19 protein-coding genes are annotated in these 20,921 nt (G+C 49.3%); 6 read left to right on the forward strand and 13 right to left on the reverse strand.

The window, feature by feature from the left end; all coding sequences use genetic code 11:
- The 4 genes from AC5SV9_RS08085 to mtgA all read right to left on the reverse strand — a co-directional run bounded on the left by AC5SV9_RS08085 (window position 1) and on the right by mtgA (window position 2,491).
- Complete coding sequence (locus AC5SV9_RS08085) at window positions 1–315, reverse strand: DMT family transporter (protein ID WP_475147919.1); 315 nt, start codon at window positions 313–315, stop codon at window positions 1–3.
- A gap of 121 nt (window positions 316–436) precedes the next feature.
- Window positions 437–1,267, reverse strand: coding sequence for a DNA ligase (locus AC5SV9_RS08090; RefSeq protein ID WP_475147922.1), 831 nt, complete (start codon window positions 1,265–1,267; stop codon window positions 437–439).
- Between the two features lie 91 nt (window positions 1,268–1,358).
- Window positions 1,359–1,784, reverse strand: coding sequence for a BLUF domain-containing protein (locus AC5SV9_RS08095; protein WP_475147923.1), 426 nt, complete (start codon window positions 1,782–1,784; stop codon window positions 1,359–1,361).
- A gap of 17 nt (window positions 1,785–1,801) precedes the next feature.
- Complete coding sequence (gene mtgA, locus AC5SV9_RS08100; protein ID WP_475147925.1) at window positions 1,802–2,491, reverse strand: monofunctional biosynthetic peptidoglycan transglycosylase; 690 nt, start codon at window positions 2,489–2,491, stop codon at window positions 1,802–1,804.
- Between the two features lie 226 nt (window positions 2,492–2,717).
- Between mtgA and AC5SV9_RS08105 the strand changes: the two genes are divergently transcribed.
- The 3 genes from AC5SV9_RS08105 to AC5SV9_RS08115 all read left to right on the forward strand — a co-directional run bounded on the left by AC5SV9_RS08105 (window position 2,718) and on the right by AC5SV9_RS08115 (window position 6,978).
- Window positions 2,718–3,845: a hypothetical protein gene (locus AC5SV9_RS08105; RefSeq protein WP_475147928.1), complete on the forward strand. Its 1,128-nt coding sequence runs from the start codon at window positions 2,718–2,720 to the stop codon at window positions 3,843–3,845.
- Window positions 3,814–4,554, forward strand: a complete 741-nt coding sequence (locus AC5SV9_RS08110) for an acetyl-CoA hydrolase/transferase C-terminal domain-containing protein (protein WP_475147929.1) — start codon at window positions 3,814–3,816, stop codon at window positions 4,552–4,554. The genes AC5SV9_RS08105 and AC5SV9_RS08110 overlap by 32 nt, the downstream gene beginning before the upstream one ends.
- 153 nt (window positions 4,555–4,707) lie before the next feature.
- Window positions 4,708–6,978, forward strand: coding sequence for a diguanylate cyclase (locus AC5SV9_RS08115; RefSeq protein WP_475147931.1), 2,271 nt, complete (start codon window positions 4,708–4,710; stop codon window positions 6,976–6,978).
- Between the two features lie 84 nt (window positions 6,979–7,062).
- Here AC5SV9_RS08115 and AC5SV9_RS08120 read toward each other — a convergent pair whose 3' ends face one another.
- The 4 genes from AC5SV9_RS08120 to AC5SV9_RS08135 form a co-directional block, all read right to left on the reverse strand.
- Window positions 7,063–7,914 carry a TolB-like translocation protein gene (locus AC5SV9_RS08120; protein WP_475147934.1) on the reverse strand — a complete coding sequence of 284 codons (852 nt, stop codon included), beginning with the start codon at window positions 7,912–7,914 and terminating at the stop codon, window positions 7,063–7,065.
- A gap of 166 nt (window positions 7,915–8,080) precedes the next feature.
- The gene (locus AC5SV9_RS08125; RefSeq protein ID WP_475147936.1) at window positions 8,081–9,445 is read right to left on the reverse strand and encodes an alkaline phosphatase PhoX; all 1,365 of its coding nucleotides are present in this window, start codon (window positions 9,443–9,445) and stop codon (window positions 8,081–8,083) included.
- 85 nt (window positions 9,446–9,530) lie between these two features.
- A complete protein-coding gene (locus AC5SV9_RS08130; RefSeq protein WP_475147939.1) occupies window positions 9,531–10,082 on the reverse strand; it encodes a PepSY domain-containing protein in 552 nt (183 codons plus the stop codon).
- A gap of 29 nt (window positions 10,083–10,111) precedes the next feature.
- The gene (locus AC5SV9_RS08135) at window positions 10,112–12,007 is read right to left on the reverse strand and encodes a TonB-dependent receptor plug domain-containing protein (protein ID WP_475147941.1); all 1,896 of its coding nucleotides are present in this window, start codon (window positions 12,005–12,007) and stop codon (window positions 10,112–10,114) included.
- A 187-nt stretch (window positions 12,008–12,194) separates the two neighbouring features.
- Here AC5SV9_RS08135 and AC5SV9_RS08140 point away from each other — a divergent pair, with 187 nt between their 5' ends.
- Window positions 12,195–15,476 (forward strand): VPS10 domain-containing protein, encoded by a 3,282-nt coding sequence (locus AC5SV9_RS08140; RefSeq protein WP_475147944.1) that lies wholly within the window; start codon window positions 12,195–12,197, stop codon window positions 15,474–15,476.
- Between the two features lie 64 nt (window positions 15,477–15,540).
- On the opposite strand, the gene AC5SV9_RS08145 is transcribed toward AC5SV9_RS08140, so the two are convergent.
- Window positions 15,541–16,047, reverse strand: coding sequence for a DUF6265 family protein (locus tag AC5SV9_RS08145; RefSeq protein WP_475147947.1), 507 nt, complete (start codon window positions 16,045–16,047; stop codon window positions 15,541–15,543).
- A gap of 30 nt (window positions 16,048–16,077) precedes the next feature.
- Window positions 16,078–16,509, reverse strand: coding sequence for a GNAT family N-acetyltransferase (locus AC5SV9_RS08150; protein WP_475147950.1), 432 nt, complete (start codon window positions 16,507–16,509; stop codon window positions 16,078–16,080).
- A gap of 131 nt (window positions 16,510–16,640) precedes the next feature.
- On the opposite strand from AC5SV9_RS08150, the gene AC5SV9_RS08155 reads away from it, so the two are divergent.
- The gene (locus AC5SV9_RS08155; RefSeq protein WP_475147953.1) at window positions 16,641–17,564 is read left to right on the forward strand and encodes a peptidylprolyl isomerase; all 924 of its coding nucleotides are present in this window, start codon (window positions 16,641–16,643) and stop codon (window positions 17,562–17,564) included.
- Window positions 17,565–17,651: 87 nt separating this feature from the next.
- On the opposite strand, the gene AC5SV9_RS08160 is transcribed toward AC5SV9_RS08155, so the two are convergent.
- Entirely contained in the window at window positions 17,652–19,058 is a 1,407-nt protein-coding gene (locus AC5SV9_RS08160) for an adenylate/guanylate cyclase domain-containing protein (protein ID WP_475147956.1), read from the reverse strand.
- A 174-nt stretch (window positions 19,059–19,232) separates the two neighbouring features.
- On the opposite strand from AC5SV9_RS08160, the gene AC5SV9_RS08165 reads away from it, so the two are divergent.
- A complete protein-coding gene (locus AC5SV9_RS08165; RefSeq protein ID WP_475148330.1) occupies window positions 19,233–19,421 on the forward strand; it encodes a DUF86 domain-containing protein in 189 nt (62 codons plus the stop codon).
- A gap of 52 nt (window positions 19,422–19,473) precedes the next feature.
- Here the strand turns inward: AC5SV9_RS08165 and AC5SV9_RS08170 are convergent, their stop codons facing one another.
- Together AC5SV9_RS08170 and AC5SV9_RS08175 are read right to left on the reverse strand one after the other, a co-directional pair.
- Window positions 19,474–19,764: a helix-hairpin-helix domain-containing protein gene (locus tag AC5SV9_RS08170; RefSeq protein WP_475147959.1), complete on the reverse strand. Its 291-nt coding sequence runs from the start codon at window positions 19,762–19,764 to the stop codon at window positions 19,474–19,476.
- A gap of 61 nt (window positions 19,765–19,825) precedes the next feature.
- Window positions 19,826–20,839 carry a GTP pyrophosphokinase gene (locus tag AC5SV9_RS08175; protein WP_475147962.1) on the reverse strand — a complete coding sequence of 338 codons (1,014 nt, stop codon included), beginning with the start codon at window positions 20,837–20,839 and terminating at the stop codon, window positions 19,826–19,828.
- Window positions 20,840–20,921 lie beyond the last annotated feature (82 nt).

Raw genomic sequence — 20,921 nt, forward strand, 5'->3', positions numbered from 1 at the left:
TTACTGGCCGAGCTTAAGGCCAACCACACCGGCAATAATCAGCACAAAACACCCCAGTTGCTTAAGCGTGATCAGCTGGTCAAAAAACACATGGTTAATAAGCGTAATGGATACTAACCCCACCGCCAGCCACACCAGATAAGCGGTCGGCGCCGGTATGTCTTTTAACGACAAACCAAACAGCGCCAGGCTGGCTGTCATGCAGGCCACGGCGAAAATGACATAAGGAATTTTGCTAAAAGAGGCCGATTTTTCGATACCGACTAACCAACCGGCTTCAAGCACACCAGCAACAAACAGAATAAACCAAGACATAACACACCCCATTTCAGTAATGGGGCCGTCCCCGGATGAAATGGAGCGGTGAGGTCGTCCTCACTTCCAGAAGGGTTAAAACGCGCGGATTTTGGCAAAACAGACCGGTAATTGCAAGCCGTTAAAACGTCTGGTGGACCCGTAAAAACCGGGCAAAACGCGGTAAGCCGTGTTTGGTCAGGCCGTTATAGCGATAGGTAATGATGCAGCCAATTTCCGGTGGTGTCTGGCGCAAGGCGTCGGTTAAGCCGCTGCCGATGGCGAAGGTTTTGCCATCCGGCATTTTTACCAACAAAGCGCCCACCATGCCCTGGTACTTGCCTTTGCCGGGGCGGTAGCCAATGACTTCGGCCTCGGTATCCTGATAGGTTTTCAGTTTCAGCAAAGCATTGCTTCTGCCGGTAGTATAAGCGGCATCCTGATGATGCAACATCAAGCCTTCGGCACCGCCTTGTTCCAGCTCATGCAGTTTTGCTTGCAGCTTTGTATGACTTTCAAGCCTAAACTGCGGCACCAGCTTTAAATAGGGGCTGTTTTGCTGCTGCACCAACTGCTGCATCAGCGTTATACGCTCGCTAAAACTGCCCTGTGCCTCAGGCAGCTCGAATATGTAATAAGCTACCTGCTGCCACTCGCTGTCAACCGGCGCGGCTTTACTGACAATGCTCAATGTTTCAGCAAACTTGTTTCGGCCAAGCCACAGCTCGCCATCGAGTTTTTGCGCTGGCAATGTCGCGACAAACCAAACCGGAGCAGCAATAATATTACCGCCACGCGAGATAAGCTGCTTGCCATCCCAGAATGCACGCACACCATCCAGTTTTTCACTTACCCAGTATTGACGCACATCGATGTTGTCGCGGTATACCTCTGCCAGCAAAAGATCGGGTTTAGTTGCCGCCGTCAGCGCAAAGCTCAGGAACAGCAACAATGAAATTAACGCTTTTATCATATCTTTTTTCGTTTTATTTAAAAAAAAGTATAGTGAGCAAACACCGATCAGCCAAACAGAATGGAGCTGTGCGTGATTTGAAATGCGGCCGCTAACGAATAATCTGTTTAAACGTTTGTAACAGCATTAGGGCTTTAGCTGGATTGGTAAGGTAAGCAGTATCATTTAGCGGACGATCCAGGTAATCGCTGTAGCCAAGCTTTTCGGCTGCAGTAAGATCTGCCATATCTTTAAACCCCATTTTCCAGTCACCAAAACTGCGGTGCTCAATGGGTGTTCTTAGCAGCCTAATAACGCCGTAATGCCTCGGATCTTTGGCGATTTTTTGCTCCAGTGCGTCGACACTGTCAGCATCGCCTTCCAACACCTGCATAAAGTGTCCGTCTTTAAACAGCAGTAGCCCGGTAATATCATTTGCTGCGTTGGCAGCACGGCTACGGTTCAAAATATCTTTGATATCTACCCTGCTAAATGACCTTGCTGCTGAGCTTACGTAAATTAAAGTGATTAAAGCCATGTCGCCCCTTATTTTGCTTACTGCAGCACAGGTTTAAGATAACCGCTGCCCAGCTGGCGCATTTGCTGCTCAACCCAGCTCACACGTTGTTGCAGGTAAGGTGTTAACCGTCGTGGGTCGCGTTTACGCGGGCTGGGCAACAATACCGCCAGCCGCGCTGCTTCGTTGCGGCTTAGTGCGCTGGCAGCTTTACCATAATAATACTGACTGGCCGCTTCGACGCCATAGATGCCTTTGCCAAATTCGGCGATATTTAAATACACTTCCAGAATACGTTTTTTGCCCCAAACTAACTCCAGCCCCAGCGCCAGAGTGGCTTCCAGCCCCTTGCGCAACATACTGCGGCCGGGCCACAGCAACAGGTTTTTCGCCGTTTGCTGGCTGATAGTACTGGCACCGCGCAAGCCGTCGCCGTCGTCAAACTGCTCCAACGCTTTTTTAATTTCTGCCATATCAACGCCAAAATGCTGCGGAAAGCGCTGATCTTCAGAGGCGACCAACGCCAGCGGTACATGCGATGGCAGCGTGTTGATATCCACCCAACGCTGACTGACCGGATACGGGCTTTGCAGCATAAAGGCTGATGTAGGCGGCGCAACGAACCGCAGCAGCAATAACAGCAACAGTACAAGCAGCAGTAATGCCAGCATACCGCGCCAACATACAAACCAGATCCAGCCGATAAAACCGCGTGTACCCTGAGCCATTAATCCTCGCTTCACCGATGCCTGTTATAAGCTGCGCTGTAAATCGCCACTATCTTCGCCAGCCATTATGCGGCATCTTACTGAACTGGCACTAAATATAGAATGAAAAGCCGCCTCTGTGCGTTTTACAGCCATCACCTTGTTGTACTCAGGCTGAGTTAAGCTTGTTTTGTTACTACATCAGCTATGGTTTATCTGTACTGTTTTAACTGGAGAATGCCTTTATATGCCGGCTGAGCTGCTTATTCTGTCCAACGCTAACGCTATTGCCCAGCGCATTGTCGACAAGACCGGCGGAGACATCCGGCTGGCACTGCCGCTTGGGCTGGGCAAGGCAAACACTATTGTTAATGCGTTAACCGACCTGGCTATTGCCGACCCGTCTATCAAACTGCATCTGTTTACCGCGCTAACCTTACAGCACCCTCGCCCGGCAAGCGACTTGCAGGCCCGTTTTCTCGGCCCGGCCATAACACGCCTGTTCGGTGCTTATACCGCGCTGGATTACGCTACCCGCCTTGCCGGGGGCACTTTGCCTGACAATATCCGGGTGCAGGAATTCTTTTTTCAGGCCGGCAGCTGGCTGGGTAACCAAAGCGCCCAACAAGGCTATATACCGGTTAACTACACCCATGCCTTAGATACATTGCTGGCACTAAAGCCCAACGTCATTCTGCAGTTGCTGGCGCGTGACAAAGACAGGTTCAGTTTGTCCGGTAATACCGACATCACTGTCGACCTGCTGCGGGCACGTGCCCGCGGCGAGCAGCGCTTTATTCTCGCCGGTGAAATTAACCCGCAGCTGCCTTTTATGCCCGGCGCGGCGCAGCTTAACCATGATGAACTCGACTGTGTGCTGGACGATCCTGCCAGCCAGTTTGAGCTGTTTTCTGTGCCCAAGCGCCCGGTTGAGCTGGCCGATCACGCTATAGGCCTGCATGTCGCGGGCCTGGTGCCGGATGGCGGCACGCTGCAAATTGGTATAGGTTCACTGGGTGATGCCGTTGCTTCGTCGCTGATCCTGCGACACCAACAACCAGACACCCTCAGGGCCGTTATGGCAAAAGCCCCCTTCCCCAGCCATGCCGCCGCGCAACACAGCAGTTTCACCCGCGGACTGTATGGCGTAACCGAAATTCTGGTGCAGGGCTTTTTACGATTGATAAAAGCGGGCGTGATCCGGCGCGAAGTAGAGGGTGCACTGGTTCATGCCGGTTTCTTTGTAGACTGTCACGATTTCTATCGTGAGCTACGCGACATGCCCGAGCACGAACGCAGGCAAATCCAAATGATGCCGGTGTCCTTTACCAATCAGCTGTACGGTGACGAACTGCCAAAACGCACGCTTTGTTAATGCGGCAATGAAAGCCACTGTGCTGGGTGGTGTTATTTCAGATATTACCGACCAAGGCCAGATTGTCAGTGGTGTCGGCGGCCAGTTTAACTTTATTGAGCAGGCATTTGCGCTGCAAGGGGCGCGGGCGCTAATTACATTGCAAGCAACACGGGAAAGTAAAGGCAAAGTGGTGTCCAACATTGTGTGGCAGCATCCGCATGAAACCATTCCACGGCATTACCGCGACATTATCGTCACCGAATACGGTATTGCCGATTTACGCGGTCGCTCTGATGCGGAGTGTATCATGGCAATGATTTCTATTGCCGACAGCCGGTTTCAGGCCGATTTACTGGCAAAGGCCAAAGCAGCAGGTAAGCTGCCCAAAGCGGCCAGCGTACCGGCGCCGCATCGCAACAATACGCCGCAAAATCTGCGAAACTGGCTGGCACCCGTTGTCGCTGACGGTACCCTGGTACAATTTCCGTTTGGTACCGACTTCACTGACGTCGAACAGCAATTGCTGGGCGCGCTTAGTATTCTCAAAGCCAAAGCAGGTTCATACCCGGCAATGGCGGCGTTACTGTGGCATGGCCTGGTAAGCAGCAAGTCCCCTGCGCAACTGGCCTGTCTACAGCGCTTGTCGCTACAGCAGCCACGCTCTGTTACAGAGTGGCTGACGGCACAGACGGTAAAAGGCGCTTTGGCTATAGCCACTGAGCACTGACACCCTTGGCAGTATACCCTTCGCCTACTTAATCCTAAGCGAACATGAATACTGCAGTGTGATGTTTTGTGCTTCTAAATTGCTGCACAAACGAATAGCATAGTTGGTTTGCCGACAGCCGTGTTTGGTCGCGCCGTAATAATGGAGTAGTTTATGCGCCTTATCACTTTGCTTATTTTATGTTGGTCATTAGCGGCCTACAGCAACACGGCAGATACGCGGCAAAGCCTTGAAACAGAGTTGGACGGTGCGACGCCACAGCGGCAAATCAACATCCTGCAACAGCTGGTTAAAGAAAACCTTAAGCCAGACCCGCCCTACGCATTACAACATGCCAACGCGCTGATTAGCTTACTTGAAGCCACCGGGGCCACAGGCACAGCTTACCTTGAGGCGCTGCAGCAACTGGCAACCTTACAGGTTGGGCAGGGCTTGTTAGATGACGCCAAAGCTAACGCCGAAAAGCTGGCTGCTGGTGCGCAGCAACTGACAGAGCATGACTTGCATATTCAGGCACTGAAGATCCAGGGCGTTATCGCCAGGATCCAGTCAGATTATGACGCAGCTTTGGGCTACTTTAACCGCGCAGCCACCCAGGCTCAGCAGCAACAGCTGCCGGATGCGGCAGTACAAATAGCGTATGAAATTGCCATTATTTATTATTTTATGGGCAAGCACGCAGACGCCATTGAACTGCTCAAAAACATTCAGCCGAAAGTCGAACAAGCCAACAACCAACTGCTGGCCGGCAAAGTACTGAATATTCTTGGCATTGTTTACGCTAATCAATCACGATTTGAAGAATCGCTGGATGTGATGCTGACGGCATTGGAAATCCAGAAATCACTAAGCAACAAAGGTGCACAGCAGGCATTACTGAACAACATAGGCGTCACCTACAACCGGCTGGGTAAAATCCGCCAGGCGCTGGATATTTATATTGAATCACTCGATCTGGCCGTTGAACTAAAAGATATACAGAGCGAAGCACTGGCACTGATCAATATTGCGGCTATACAGCAAGACCTTGGTGACTACGAACCCGCTCAGGCTAATTTATCGCGTGGTATGGCGATAGCGCGGCAACTTAACGACAAAAACTTAATTGCGCAGGGCCTGAACAGCTCCGCCGAGTATTACTTGTTTAAAGCCGATTTTGCCAGAGTAATTGAGTTATCAAATCAGGCGTTAGCCCTTGCCGACAGTAGCGGTGATAAAACCACAGCGGTAGAACCGCGACGAAGACTGGCCAAGGTCTATCTGGCGCAAGGCGATATAACTAACGCCCTGTTGTATATCGAACAGGCAATTGCCATTGCAACTGAACTTGAGAATAAATCTAACCTCAGCAAACTGTACAAACAGTTGGCGGATATTTATCAGCAAGACGGCCGGTATGCCGAAGCGCTGGCGGCACACAAGCGCTATAGCGAGTTGAACGACGAAGTATTTAACAACGAAAGCGACAAGAAAATGGCCGCCTTACGTGCCAGAAATGAATCGCTGCAAAAAGATCGCAAAATTGAAGCGCTCGCCAATGAACAAAAACTACAGGCCATTCAACATGAAAAAGAATTGGCGCTGCGCGACCAGCTGTCGGCTCAAGCAGAGTTTCAGCGTTATGTGTTTGCTGCACTCGTTACGCTGTTGTTATGCGTGCTGTTTATGATTTACCGCCGGCGCCAGCAAACCCGGCTAAATAAAAAACTAAGTAAGTTAGTCAAAGATCGCACCCGCGAGTTAGCGGCCAAGCATATCGAGCTGGAACGGGCTTATACGGTCATGGAAACGCAAAGCTTAACCGACCAGCTGACCAAACTGCATAACCGGCGGTTTTTAATGCAAAAACTACCAGAAGATTTAGCCAACCCTGCAGCCGATGCCAGCGAACAGGACTTTGTCTTTCTGCTGCTGGATCTGGATAACTTTAAACAGGTTAATGACACTTACGGCCATACTGCCGGCGACCTGATCCTTATTCAGTTCAGCAACCTGATGAAGCAGGTGTTTCGCAGCAGCGACTATACCATTCGCTGGGGCGGCGAAGAGTTTCTGGTGGTGATGCGCCATATGAACCGCGCCAATGCGGCAGCCTACGCCGAGCGCTTGCGTCGTACTGTAGAGCAACATAACTTTGATATTGCCGACGGTAGCAGCATTAAAATGACCTGTTCAATCGGCTTTGCCTGTTTCCCGGATACCCAGGGCGAAAACCCGATACTCAGCTGGAACCAGGTGATTGATGTAGCCGATATTTGTTTGTATGCGGCGAAAAAATCGCAGCGAAATGCCTGGATTGGTGTCGAGAAGCTGGCAGCACACACCGGATTTAAGGATTTAATCAGCGATATGTCACTGTCTGTTGCTGCCAATCAGGTGAAGATAGTGTCATCTATAGCCGCAGATGAGATTGTCTGGGATTAGTTTGTCAGACAAACGCTCTGCCTGGGTCAAAACTATCATCAGTGGCGAAGCGCAGTCCAAGCCAGCTAAAGATTCAATGTACGGTCATTCGCGTGCAGGTCTGAGCTCTTCAATAATTTTCGCATCCACCCAATAAGGGCTGCCTACCACGTATCGACCGCCGTCTTCTCTGACTTTGACATCGCCCTGCCAGAAAAACAGATATTTGCCATCCGGTGTCACTTTTGGCCGTTGTTCATACAATGGTGTATTGATTTTGTCGCCCATATTAATCGCTTCGCCCCAGGTGCCGTCTTTCTCGCGAAAACTGATATAAATATCCGGAGTGCTTTCACCGTCTTTTTCCGCATCCCACATTAGATAGGACTCATCCGGCGCAATAAAAGGATGGGCGATATATTTTCCGCTGTTAATCGCCGCATTGATTTTTACCGGTATTTCATATTTACCATCGATCAGACGTGAGTAACTCAAATGCCCACTGCCATCTTTAAAATCTAACACGTAAAAATAGTATGTTCCTGCCGCTGATACCGAATAGCCAACAACAGGAATGTCTTTAAAAACATCAAACTTTTTCATCTCTCCCACACCTGGGCTGAAGCGCTCTTTTTCTGCTTTTATGTCTGTTGCCGGCACAGGTTTTTCGCGCCAGCCATTATCTTTGTATTGCATAACAACCCATTTGGGTTCTTTATACTGTCCACCAGAGCGTGTGAACGACAATTCCGTCATATCCGGCAAAAACAACACTTCAGTTTCCAGATACTGTTCTGTGGCAACGATTCCGGGTGCAAATGGTTCAGGTATTAAGCCTGGCGGTTTTTGACCAAGGTAAGGCCCCTGAAGTTTAGATATGTCATGTTGTGCAAAACTCACGTTACCCAACAGCAACGTAGCAAGCAGAAGCGGTGTTGAAAGATATAAAGGTTTCATAGCTTTTCCTTAGCGACTTTTTATTGATGCCCTCAAAATAACAATTCAGCTACAACAGCAACATATCGGAACATACTAAACCACAGCCTAAGTCAGCTAAAATTAGTGACGAGTGGTAGAAACAATGAAAGGAAAACGCTGATCAGCTTATGCTGCGACTGACAATTTATGTCAGCCGTGTCCATGGCCCTGTTATAGCCAGTGTTTTTGTCGGTGAGTAAACATTTACAAATAAAGTACTGCCATCGGGTGAAAAACATGCCCCGGCCAGTTCCGTTTGCTGATGTAAGCGGGCAAAGTTATACACCTCCCCCGCTGGTGTTACACCACGTAAATGATTATCTACCACCTCAGTATACTGATCTTCGCATACCAACAAATGGCCAAAAGGTGTAACAGTCAGGTTGTCGCCAAAGTTATACATAGACTCATGCTGGCTTTCGAAAAACAGCTGTAAACGGCCCGGGTTTGCCGCTTCAGCGGCTGTGCCCTCAGCGGATGATGGCTGGTAGCGCATAATTTGACCGAGCTTGGCTTTACCGCCATTGGTGCAGCAGAAATACAACTCTGCTGTACCCCAATGCACGCCTTCACCACGGGCAAATACCGCCGCGCCTTTGGCAACGCCTTGCTGGCGTAAATCATCGTTCGGGCTTTGTGGGTTATCCAAATCAACCCATTCCGTTTCCAGCCAGGCCGATACCGGCATAGCGTCATTTAGCCAGTTGCGGCTGTCGTACTGAGGTTTACCTTTGACCACCAGCGCCTGCAGCTTTCCGCCTTTGGCCAGCTTGCCATATTCGTTTGGCACAAAGCGGTAAAACAGGCCGTCACCTCTGTCTTCGGTTAAATAAACAATGCCGCTTTTCGGGTCAACTGCCGCCGCTTCATGGTTAAAACGGCCCATCTGCACTAAAGGCTCGGCTTTTACCAGGCCGGTAGCATTGGCCGGTACTTCAAAAATATAACCGTGATCTTTACTTAGTTCGCCGCCTGCGCGGTCAACCGACTCTTCACAGGTTAACCAGCTGCCCCAGGGGGTAATGCCGCCAGCACAGTTGCGGATAGTGCCAGTTAAACTGATAAACTCCCGCTCTTTTTTACCTGTGCTCAGATTATAAATCAGTGTGGTGGTGCCACCGGGCAGCGCTACGCCGTTGTTAAACTGGTCATACGCCAACGCGGTTTTGTGTTGTTGCTGCAACGCAGACTGCTTTGCCAAATCTTTTGGCTGCAACTCATGGTTACGGATTAACGCCACGCGATGGTTATCCAGTGGCAAACAGCCCATACCATCGGCTTTATCCGGTACGGCAAAACCGTCTGTCATCGGCTCGCCAAAAGAGGAAATAATGTTGTAGCTAAAGCCTTGTGGCAGGTCGAGCAGCTTATTCGGATCGGGCAATAACTCGCCATAGCCGGCAATACTGTTACCCGGTAAGGCGGCAAAAGCTTTACCGAGCAAACTGACGTTAAGGCCGGCAAAGGCCAGCGCCACAGCGCCTAAGGTAAATTTACGTCTGGTAATCATGCTAGTACATCCTACATAAGTGGCAAATCAGTTTAGCCTTACTGTGTTAGTGCAAAACCGACCGTAAAGCGTCTTTTAGCGCTTTTTAGCGCGCTGCTTTGCCTGAATCTGATTGCGTACTACGCACTTTATGCTTGATAAACTTACTTTTCAGCGTAGTAACAAGCAACACAACACCAGTGCACCACATAACAAATACTATGATGCCTGAGGGTAAGAACAGCCACAGCTTGGCGAACTCTGCAAACCAGCTGCCATCATGGATAGATTCGATGGTATCTGAGCGTCTGTAAGCCAGGTGCAGCACCGCTGCGGTCTGCGCATCAAGCTGCGCTTCCCAGCGGTTTGCCGCCACGACTTTCATTATGCCTTTATCAGGACGCACGTCGATTCGGTCGATATGTTGCCAGCCGCTTACCTGCATCTGCGGAATAGCGCTGACCACGTCTAGTACCTGGGCAAACGTTATGGTTGGCGAATTGGCGGCCCCCTTCATGGTCGGTGGCTGCACCCAGTCAAATTGTTTTTTAACTTGCAATAAAATGCCACTGCCAAACACGATAACAGACGGAATCAGAATGGCTACGGCGAGCCATAAATGCAGCTTGCGGCTAACCTGACGTAATGTTGGATGCATAGTTATCACTCTTCATTAATCGCTGGCCGTTAAAATTGATAGCGGGTACTAAACACCCATTCGCGCCCACGGGCAAAGGGCGCCAGATCATCCCTGGACGTAACATAATGGGCATCGGTCAGATTAACAACATTAACTGACAGCTGCCAGACGTCCGACAACGCATAGTTATAGCCGATATCAAGCACCCTGACACTGGACGTAGCAAGCTCGCCCGCGACCAGTTTGTTTGAAGCGCTGCGATGTGTCAGCGCGACAAAGCCGTCTGCGCTGTTGCCATACCATGACAGCGACACTCTGTGCTGCGCTGGCACTATATCAATCAGCCGCTGGCCAGCGTTATCCTCACCACGAAGCCACTGCCCGCCCACCTTAAGCTCGGTGTTCAAGCCAAAAACAGAAAAGGCGTGGCGCAGCTGATAATTTATCCCGCCAATTTCTGCCTGTGACAGATTCTGATATTGCTGCCGGCTTGAAGACAACGTTATCAACTCGATGTAATCTTTAATATGATGCTGAAACAGCGCCAGCGAAATGGCAGATGCGCCCTGCTGGTACTGCAAGGATAAATCGACATTATTCGCACGTTCAGTGCGCAGGTCACTATTGCCAAACACCTGCCCGCGCGGTGTTTCTCCGCGGTAAAAACGCTCGGTAAGGCCAGGCACGCGATACCCCTTACTCAGGTAGCCTGATAGCGACCAGGCAGGCGACAAAATATGGCGGTAGCCGGTAAAAGCACTGAAGTTACTGTCTTGCTGCCAGGTTGCCGTTAAGTTGTTGCTTTGCGTGGTGGATGACCAGCGTGCGCCGGCCACCCACAGGCCAGAGGCAAGGGTTTTACGGCTCTGAGCACCGGCATACAGCTGCCATTGCTTGGCATCCAGCATGCGCCTGTCATATAAAGGGGCGGCGTTTTCGACCGCGGCTTCACGTTCATCAACCTGCACACCCAGCCGGGCATCAATGCCGGTGCGCCAGTTCAGCAACCAGTCGCCTGAGTGCGACAAGCTTAGGCTGTTACTCAAGTGCATTCCGGTATTCAGTGCCCGGCTATCAAGTGCGTTAAAGCGCTGACCTGATCGGGTAATGTGACTTGTTAGTGCCGAGCGGTGCGCGTAAAAAGTTGCGTTGTGCCAGCCAAATGTCAGTTTCGCCAGGGCATGCTCATTTTGCGGATACAAGGTAAAACGTTTTTCCGGATCATCTGCACTGGCTTTGGCGATATTATTCGCCACCGAGTACAGCAGCAATGCATCAGGCAAGATGCCATGTCCGGCTTGCCGGCGTACCATCAGGCTATGCTGTTCAAACCTGTCCTGAATTGGTGCGTTACTGCCATCTTCACTGTTATTGGCGTGTTGATGATTGACTATCCAGCTCAGGTTACTGTTGGCTTGCACGCCACTTAGCTGCAGCTCGCGGTAGTCGTTGTTCGCACCATAACGCAGGCTAAGGCTGGCTGCCGGCGGAACCTTAAGCGCCACATCTACTGCACCACCAATCGCATCTCCACCTAGCTGTGTTGCTGCCACAGCAGGAAAAACCCATGCTTTGCCGACCATCGCAGGCGGCACAAATTCGGCAGCGCTGCCTGCGCGACGTTCGGTGTAGATGGGGATGCCCTCTACCAACGTTTGCACCCGCCATCGTGCGAATCCGCGGATATTGATGCTTTGGAACAAACCGCCCTGGCCGTTTAAATTGACCATCGGCGTATCTTTTAGCAAATTGGCAAGGCTATCACTGCTAAAGTGGCTGTCGTCGATACTGTTAGCCAGCGCCAGCACCTCAGCCGCTGCGCCACGGGCTTCAATTGCACGGCCAATTACCTCAATTCTGAGGATGTTATCGTCAACCGTATCAGGCGGCTCTGCGTGCAGGCAACCAGACAGCAATAACAAGTACCACAGCTTGTTTGGCATAAAACAATCAACCAGAAAAAATATCTATAACTGCACCGATGGTAGCAAGACGCGGCACCCGAGCCCTAGGGTGTTGGACGTATAATTCAGCCTATCGGACGAAAAAGCATTGAACAAGCCCGCTGCACACTCTACACATTTTTGTGCTACAACATCACCTTACTTATAACAACAATCCGGGGTCACGATGAATATTTTCACTAAAGCCACCTTGGTCACCACCTTGTGTGTGTCCAGCGGCTTCAGTCTGGCTGCCACAGAGCAAGACGACGCTGCATTTAGCAATGCCATCTTTAAAGCAATGGAATTTCGTAATATTGGCCCGGCCTATATGTCTGGCCGAATTGCAGATATTGCCGTAGACCAAACCAACCCGTCTACCTGGTACACAGCCGTTGGTTCTGGCGGTGTCTGGAAAACGACCAATTCCGGTACTACCTGGACGCCCATTTTTGATCAGGAAGCAGTGTACTCAACTGGCGACGTCACCATAGCTCCAGGCAACCCGAATATCATTTGGGTAGGCACCGGAGAGAACAATGGCGGGCGTCACCTGAGCTTTGGTGATGGCGTGTATAAATCGCTGGATGGCGGTAAGACCTGGCAAAACATGGGGCTGAAAAATTCAGAGCGCATTTCGGATATTATTATTCATCCAGACAATGCCGATATTGTCTGGGTATCAGTACAAGGCCCGCTCTGGTCAAAAGGCGGCGAACGCGGCCTATATAAAACCCTTGATGGCGGTAAAAAGTGGACCCAAGTTCTCAAACCTGAAGACGAATGGACAGGTGTCACGTCGCTGCTGATTGACCCGCGGAATCCGGACAAACTCTATGCCGCCACCTGGTCACGCCAACGCACAGTAGCAAGTTACGTTGGTACAGGGCCAGCGGCCGGTATTTACACTTCAGACGACGGTGGCCAAAACTGGGTTAAATTGAAAACCGGTTTACCTGAAGACAATATGGGCAAAATTGGCCTGGCCATTTCACCTGTAAAGCCAGACGTACTATACGCCACCATTGAAACCGACAATCGCGGCGGCGGATTTTACCGCTCAGAAAACCGAGGTGCCAGTTGGCAGAAATTGTCAGATGAAGTGGGCGGCGGTACAGGCCCGCACTATTATCAGGAAATTTTTGCCGATCAACATCAGTTTGACCGCGTTTACATCGCCAGTAATTACAGCAAGGTGTCGGATGATGGCGGCAAAACCTGGACACCAATCAATGTAGAACGCAAACACGTTGATGATCATGCCATGGCCTTTCATCCCACCGACCCCGATTTCGTGCTGATGGGTTCAGACGGTGGCATTTATATGTCACATGACCGCATGGCCAGCTGGCGTTTTATTGCTAATCTGCCACTAACGCAGTTTTATAAAATCGCTGTCGACGACTCAAAGCCATTTTACATGGTTTACGGCGGCACTCAGGATAACTCTACCCAGGGTGGCCCGTCGCAAACAAACCGCAGTGAAGGCATAAAAAATAAAGATTGGTTTTTAACGCTGGGCGGTGACGGCCACCAGCCTGCGATTGAGCCTGGCAACCCGAATGTCATGTACTCGCAGTGGCAACAGGGCAACCTGAACCGGCGTGATTTAAACACCAAAGAGAACGTATACATTCAGCCACAACCCCGCCCGGGTGAGCCAGCCGAGCGCTTTAACTGGGATGCTCCTATTAACGTGTCTGCACATGACCCCAAACGGCTATATTTTGCTTCTCAACGGGTATGGCGTTCAGACGACCGTGGTGATAGCTGGGTGCCGGTGTCTGGCGATCTGACCAAAAACGGTAACCGCATGCACTTACCAGTAATGGGCCGCACCTGGTCGGTTGAAGCCGGTTGGGATTTATATGCCATGTCTGAGTACCACACTATTGCCAATTTTGCCGAAAGCCCGGTGAACGAGAATATTCTCTGGGCGGGCACCGACGATGGCTTAATTCAGCTGACCACCGATGGCGGAAAATCCTGGAAGAAAATTGAACTGGACGATATTAAAGGTATACCAGCAACAGCCTACGTTAACGATATCCGTGCTGATTTATTCGATCCTAATACAGTTTACGTGGCGCTGGACAACCATAAATACGGTGATTTTAAACCCTATTTAATTAAATCAACTGACTTAGGGCGTAAGTGGACGTCATTGTCACAAAACCTGCCTGACAAGCATCTGGTATGGCGTATCGTGCAGGATCATGTCAACAAAGATCTATTGTTTATCGGTACTGAATTTGGTGTGTTCTTTACCCTTGATGGTGGCCAAAAATGGCTTGAGCTGGAAGGTGGCATACCGACAATTTCAACCCGCGACGTACAAATTCAGCGCCGTGAAAACGATTTAGTTGCCGGTACCTTTGGCCGTGGTATCTATATCCTGGATGACTATGCTCCGCTACGTTCGTTAACGGCAGAAACGCTAGAGCAAAAAGCCTTGCTGTTTGCGCCCAGCCGGCCGGTGAAATGGTTCCGACTGGATGAAAACCACAGCGAAACAGACGGTAACGATAGCTTCGTGGCAGACAACCCGAAACACGGTGCCACCTTAACCTATTATCTGAAGGACGGCCTGCTGACAGAAAAAGAAAAACGTCAGGAAACAGAAAAAAAGCAGCTGGAGCAGAAGAAATATCCGAAGTATCCAGACTGGGAAAGCATAGAAGCTGAAAACAACGCGGCCAAACCTGCCGTTTACCTGGAAATAACGGACAGTCAGGGTCAGGTTATTAACCGTGTAGAGGGTGACACCAAGAAGGGTCTGCATCGCATCACCTGGGATATGACCTTTGCGCCACAAAGTGCGCTAGTTACCCTGAGCAAGGAAGGGGAGCATGAAGAGGAAGACGGGCAGTCAGAAGGTTTTATGGTGCCACCGGGCAGCTATACTGCCACGTTGTATCAACGCATCGGCAGCGAAGTTACTGCCCTGACCGAACCGGTTCAGTTAACACTGGAAGCAATTTACCAACCAGCGGTTCAAGGGCCATCCTCTGCAGACAGTATTGCCTTTACCCAACAGTTAATCGCTGCAGACCGGCGTCTGTCAGCAGTTGAAGCCGTGTTTAGTAACATGTCTGATACGCTAAAACTGGTACGTGAAGCTATTGACCACACACCGGGAGACATTCGCCAACTGGAGCAACAATATGCCACCATCAATGCGCAAGTACATGACATATCAAGCCAGCTATATGGCTTAAAATCACGTGATAAGATGGGCATAGCACCGGCATCTATCGTTAGTAGGCTGCAATATGTGATGTCGGCTTCCTGGTCGTCGTATGGCCCGACCAAACAACATAAAGAACAGTTTGGTTTTGCCATGAGCGAGCTTGATAAAGCCGCTGCACGTATTCAAGCTCTGCATGATTCGGCATTACCTACGCTACAAAATGCCATTGTCAGCGCCGGCGGCCCTTGGACATCAGGCACCACGCTGATCGCTCAATAACGAGCGCTGCAATTTTGCCTCTATTGTTTAGCGCTCTAGGGGCAAAGCTGCTGCACCGGCAATCTTATTTAATTTTAACTCTAGTGTATTTAAAGCTGGCTTCTTTTAATTCATGCTCACGCTCAAACACCACGAACATATGCACCTCATCAGCAGAGATTTTGCGAATGGTAAAACCATCAAAATAAGCGGCATTGTCTTCTATCTTTACCAGCGCAAAATCCACGGTTTGATCTTTCTCTTCCCAGCCTTTTAAATCATGCTGAAAATGTTTTAATTGCAGCATCAGGCTGTCGTTCACTTCACGGATAATCTCAATTTCATAAAACTTTACTTTGCCATTGCTGCTGAGTTTAAACGTGCCCGCCATACTCCCGGCAGACGGCGGCGCCCAATGCTCTTCCACTGCGCCACCTAAAGCTTCACCACGCCAATGCCCTGCCAGCCAGCTTAACTGTTCGATACTGGCCTTTGGTGATACTTGCCCCGGTGCCAAAGTAAGAGTGTCAGCGGCATAAACATCAGATAAACACAGTAGTAATAAACAGCAAATTCGCAGCATAGTGTGCATGGTAGTTCTCCCTTTAACCTGTGTGACTCTTTAGCCTGTCTGACTATAGATGTCAGGCTTATAAATCTCCATAAAGTTATCGGGCTTGCTTAACGCGGTAAAGCCAAACTTCTGATACAAGCCATGCGCATTTGACGTGGCCAGCGTAAAACGCCTGACCTGTTGCACACTGGGGTGCTGCAACACAGCCGCCATTAGTAAGCTGGAAATGCCGTTGCCGCGATGCTCTGGCCAGACAATCACATCAACTAAATTGGCAAAGGTGGCCTGATCGGTAATGACCCGGCAAAAGCCAACCTGCTCGCCGTTTAAGTACGCGCCAAAGCATATGGAGTGTTCAATCGACGTAGTAACGGTAGCCAGGCTAATGCCTTTGGCCCAGCTACTGTGGTGCGTAAGAAAATCGTGGATCTTCGCTACATTAAGCTTCGATTTATCGTCATTGATAACAACCTTGCTCATCCCTAACCTCTGTTCTCTGCTGTGCACTTTACGCACTTTTACGTTATGCCGCGTACTACCACCATGCCACAGTAGCGACCGCGGAAGTTGTCTGTTAGTTTATTGAAAATAATACTAACAGGAACCAGCCGATGCTGAAAAAACAGCAGCTTTTTTCTTTACTGACCGCCGCGATACTGGCTACTGCCGTTAGCAGTGCAGTCGCCAGCAATACAGCCCCCCCAAAAGTAACGGTATCTGACTGGCTGGCACAAAGCACTGCTGGCGATTGGCGCGAGCTTGATGCCGAAAACACCTTATATCTGGAGCTGCCCAGCGGCCGGGTTGTTATCGAATTAGCCAGCGATTTTGCACCTAAACATATCAGCAATATAAAGGCGCTGGTGCGCGAAGGCTTTTATCGCAACATACCTGTAGTACGGGTGCAGGACAACTACGTCGTACAATGGAATGAACCCGACGGCGCAGTGCCGAAACCGTTAAAGCAGGCTAAGCGGAGCATAGCGGCAGAATTTACCGTTAAGCTGCCAGCTGACTTTGCCTTCTCCGCTTTAACCGACCCCGACGGCTACGCGCCAAAAACCGGCCATGTTAACGGCTTTGCCATGGCAATGGACCCCAGTAACAACAGCGGCTGGTTAACCCATTGCTACGGCGCCGTCGGCATCGGCCGCGACAACGAAGCTGACAGCGGCTCCGGCACCTCTATGTATGTGGTGACAGGCCATGCGCCACGGCATCTGGATCGCAATATCACGCTGGTTGGCACCGTGCGTAAGGGCATAGAGTTATTATCAACCCTGCCCAGAGGCCAGGGCGATATGGGGTTTTACACCTCCGCCGACCAATACACTTATATTAAAGACATCACCCTCGCTGCAGATCTGCCACCAGCACAGCGCACCGCACTGCAAGTACTGCGCACCGACACTGCAACCTTTAAAGGTGTTGTAGAAGCACAGCGCAACCGCGCCGGCGACTGGTACCAACACCCGGCAGCTTATATTGAAGTGTGTAATGTCAGAGTGCCAGTGCGGGAAACGCCAGAGAAGTAGCACCAAATCACTGTCACCAACGCTGTTGGATGCTGACGCTATCGATTTCGGCCGCTGTTGGTACAGCGCAGCTAGATTTTCAAACCACTAATTCAACATCAGTTGAGTCTTTTCTACATCTAATTCGTAATAACTATGCTTAGCAAGGCTAGCATTACCAATGACTTCATCAAAACCATTATATTCTTGAAGAGCATCGCCAAAATTACGATCTATTTGCAACATAGCTTTACGAACATTGTCGTCTATCATTACCACGTCTCTTGCTCTGGTAGCAAAAGTCGCCATTTTTGCAGCTCTATTGACACTTTGCCCCAATACGGTAGGAGTAGGGAACTGGCGAGGCCCGACATTAGTTACAATGACTTTGCCAAGCGCTAAACAGACACGTATTTTGACATTATCTGCAATTGAATGATCCAAATGTTTCCAATCTCTCGTTTTAAAAACTTTAAAACTACGAACCATGTCAACAGCAACTCTTACCGCCTGATATACGGGGTTACTGCTAATATCGCCGGGTTTAAAGCTGCGATAATGAAACCGCAGCAAGGTACCATCACCATTGAATTTCTCTAAAACAACGTCATATGGTTGCACTCTACGATAAAGCTCATCGTTAAATCTAACGATGAGTCTGGCGACTTCTGCTAACGACAACTCCTGATATATAGATGATGATCGCGTTAGATCTATGTACATTATCACCGCGTTGTCTAACTTTAACTCTTCATCTATACCCAGAAAAGCAACCGCGTTCGGTGCGTTCTTAAAATAATTCAGACAAGTAGCTATACCTGCACTTTTGTCTTCCGCAAAATCAGCTAATTTTTTCCTATCTTCGGCATTAAAGCCCTGCTCGGCCAGCCCATGATTGGTATCACTTCTTCTATTGAATACTTGCAATACGCCGATGACAGCATTCTGGAATTTTATCGGTGCCAGCGCAGTATGTATGGCTGTAAATCCCGAATCCGTATCATAAGAGGTAAGGTGCTGCAGATTCTTTTGTAATTCATTGTCAAACACTGGACATTTCTTTTCAAAACAATCACCGACAATTCCCCAAGTCTCTACCATTTTCAGATTATGTACTTTTTTCATGGCTTTCACATCTGAATTGAAAACTGCCGCGAAAGCATATCCCCGAGGTATTTCTGAGTCACTATCTCTTTGATTAAAAACGGGTATATAAACTGATGCGGCTTCAGCAGATAGGGCGTGAGCGATATTCTCTAATTTACCCGTTAATTCAGCTCTAAGATTTGGCAAATTTTCATGGCTTCTTAACTGTTTAAAGCATTCAACATCACTTGCCTGCTGCAGAGCGTTTTCCAGCTTGCGATTAATGTCTCTGAGCTCATTCTCTTTAAGAGCCAATTTCATTTTGTATTGTTCTATCTTCCTCCATCCCCCAAACACAATGGCAACAAAGATTATAGCTCCGACGCCATACTGCCTTATCCATAATTCAATGATATCTAGCGAGCTCATGCTAATCTTCCTTAATTAATAACCTAGGTACATTTTGAAATCTTAATCTCCATTTGACTAAGCTTAAGTGATAGCAGGTATCGTCGAGTAAGCAAATCCGCGGAACGTTCAAGCTCCGCATACCGTTTTTAATTACGTCATGAGCTTAGTAAGCATTGGAGTGCCCCTGAAAAGATTAAAGGGCATGGCAGCCGTTTTTTACCGATAGAACTGGCTGAAAATATGAAGAAGATGGTGGGCTTTTGCAATATCGCCGTGCATGAATATCAGCGTCTGCAGCTGGCGGTAACTGAGTATGTCATTACCAAACGGTTAGATGATTTTAAGCGGTATTGTCAGTTACTGCTTGGCAAAGACTTATAACTCAAACCACCGAATAACAGTTGCGCTGCCACCCAGTTGTGCTTCCATTTCACTAAAAAGTAGCTTGCTTACGTTTACGCTGTGCTGTGTAGTGCCACCACGGTTGAGAGTCATCACCATTGATAAAGCGAGTAATCGAAATAAATACATCGATGACACAAGGGTCATGCCGCTGGCCAGTAATATCGCATAGCCGGTAATACATATCGTAAGGGTCTTGCCCCAGCAAGTCGGCAGGCTTATCAATACCTAGCAATACCAAATCTGCAGCACTCGCCTTACCAATATTCGGCAGGTCGGTTAACTTAGTTACTTTTTCACGTATTACCTTGTCTGGGTGCATAGATACAGCTAACGCCGCATTCAGCGGCTTGTCCGCTGCAATGCAATGTTAGAGGCGCCCCTCATTCTCGTAACAAGCCCCGATATTTTTCATACTTATCTAGCTTGGATTTGTGCTCTCGACTTTCGTAAAAATTGAGATCGAGAATCGAAAGTAGACCACGAACGACACCAATGGCATTAAACTTTAGCCCGTTCTTCGACATGGGCGGATTTTCCTTTTCGTAGGCCAAGAACGCGGCCCATCCGACATCCAACGCCTGATCCAGCTGTCCTACTAGCTTGTATCCCGAGGCCGAAAGTTCACTCATGAGCTTCGAATACCCCTCTGCGTCGGACTCCGGCACAACGTGATCTTTGATTTTCCGAGCAAGGTAAGCGCGTAACGTATCGATATTGAGCTCTTCATCTAGATCGATGCCTTGGACCGATATCTTATCGGCAACCTCAGCCTTATTTCTTTCCCCGGCTTGGAAGAACATCTCAAAATGAGTATCGACCACATAGAACAAACCGCTTAGAGCATAAAAATCCTTTCTTAGATGCCGTGGGACATCATGGCTTGCTTTGTAGTCAAGATAATGCGAAACGGTTGCCCAAGCATCCATCGCAACCGTACGAACCTGAATTTCAGCGGCCAGGTTCTTAATGCTGTCGTAGCGTGGTCCGGAATAATCAGCCTTAAGTGTCGCGATGAAATGAACTGATTGATAACCGAATGAGGATATTTCTTGGCCTTCGATTTTATTGTCTTCCGACTTCACCTCAAGGGCCGACCTGATGATCTGCCCGATTCGTGGAATATCTGATCGGAATAGGCAAATGACCCTTACACCGACAATATCGGTGACTTCTTCAAACGGTAAATCTGTGTTGAGCCGACTGACCTTCTGTTGGAAGGATTCCGAATCTTTGACTCTTGACAGAACCGCATGGATTTTAATGCCCTCGTCCTGAATTGCACGCTCCAATACATATCGAACCTCTTCCATCAACTGGTCGTAGGTGGGCCTACGGCGTCGAAATTCCGACAATAGGGTTGTTGTCATCGATTTAGCCTCTAACAGCTTATTCAAAGGATCTATCCCCCGCAAATTGCGTTTAAAAGATCTCGCAAGTCACAAAATAAAATTCAGTCTATGGCGTCAACCAAATGTA

Source organism: Rheinheimera sp. ATLC3, from assembly GCF_059429535.1.

What these genes read in the sequence shown, in the direction of transcription:
- AC5SV9_RS08150 (WP_475147950.1), bottom strand. Translation starts at nt 16,509, where the DNA reads ATGAGCAAGGTTGTTATCAATGACGATAAATCGAAGCTTAATGTAGCG.
- AC5SV9_RS08160 (WP_475147956.1), bottom strand. Translation starts at nt 19,058, where the DNA reads ATGAGCTCGCTAGATATCATTGAATTATGGATAAGGCAGTATGGCGTC.
- AC5SV9_RS08090 (WP_475147922.1), bottom strand. Translation starts at nt 1,267, where the DNA reads ATGATAAAAGCGTTAATTTCATTGTTGCTGTTCCTGAGCTTTGCGCTG.
- AC5SV9_RS08115 (WP_475147931.1), top strand. Translation starts at nt 4,708, where the DNA reads ATGCGCCTTATCACTTTGCTTATTTTATGTTGGTCATTAGCGGCCTAC.
- AC5SV9_RS08120 (WP_475147934.1), bottom strand. Translation starts at nt 7,914, where the DNA reads ATGAAACCTTTATATCTTTCAACACCGCTTCTGCTTGCTACGTTGCTG.
- AC5SV9_RS08140 (WP_475147944.1), top strand. Translation starts at nt 12,195, where the DNA reads ATGAATATTTTCACTAAAGCCACCTTGGTCACCACCTTGTGTGTGTCC.
- AC5SV9_RS08085 (WP_475147919.1), bottom strand. Translation starts at nt 315, where the DNA reads ATGTCTTGGTTTATTCTGTTTGTTGCTGGTGTGCTTGAAGCCGGTTGG.
- AC5SV9_RS08170 (WP_475147959.1), bottom strand. Translation starts at nt 19,764, where the DNA reads ATGCACCCAGACAAGGTAATACGTGAAAAAGTAACTAAGTTAACCGAC.
- AC5SV9_RS08145 (WP_475147947.1), bottom strand. Translation starts at nt 16,047, where the DNA reads ATGCACACTATGCTGCGAATTTGCTGTTTATTACTACTGTGTTTATCT.
- AC5SV9_RS08135 (WP_475147941.1), bottom strand. Translation starts at nt 12,007, where the DNA reads ATGCCAAACAAGCTGTGGTACTTGTTATTGCTGTCTGGTTGCCTGCAC.
- AC5SV9_RS08155 (WP_475147953.1), top strand. Translation starts at nt 16,641, where the DNA reads ATGCTGAAAAAACAGCAGCTTTTTTCTTTACTGACCGCCGCGATACTG.
- AC5SV9_RS08130 (WP_475147939.1), bottom strand. Translation starts at nt 10,082, where the DNA reads ATGCATCCAACATTACGTCAGGTTAGCCGCAAGCTGCATTTATGGCTC.
- AC5SV9_RS08125 (WP_475147936.1), bottom strand. Translation starts at nt 9,445, where the DNA reads ATGATTACCAGACGTAAATTTACCTTAGGCGCTGTGGCGCTGGCCTTT.
- mtgA (WP_475147925.1), bottom strand. Translation starts at nt 2,491, where the DNA reads ATGGCTCAGGGTACACGCGGTTTTATCGGCTGGATCTGGTTTGTATGT.
- AC5SV9_RS08105 (WP_475147928.1), top strand. Translation starts at nt 2,718, where the DNA reads ATGCCGGCTGAGCTGCTTATTCTGTCCAACGCTAACGCTATTGCCCAG.
- AC5SV9_RS08095 (WP_475147923.1), bottom strand. Translation starts at nt 1,784, where the DNA reads ATGGCTTTAATCACTTTAATTTACGTAAGCTCAGCAGCAAGGTCATTT.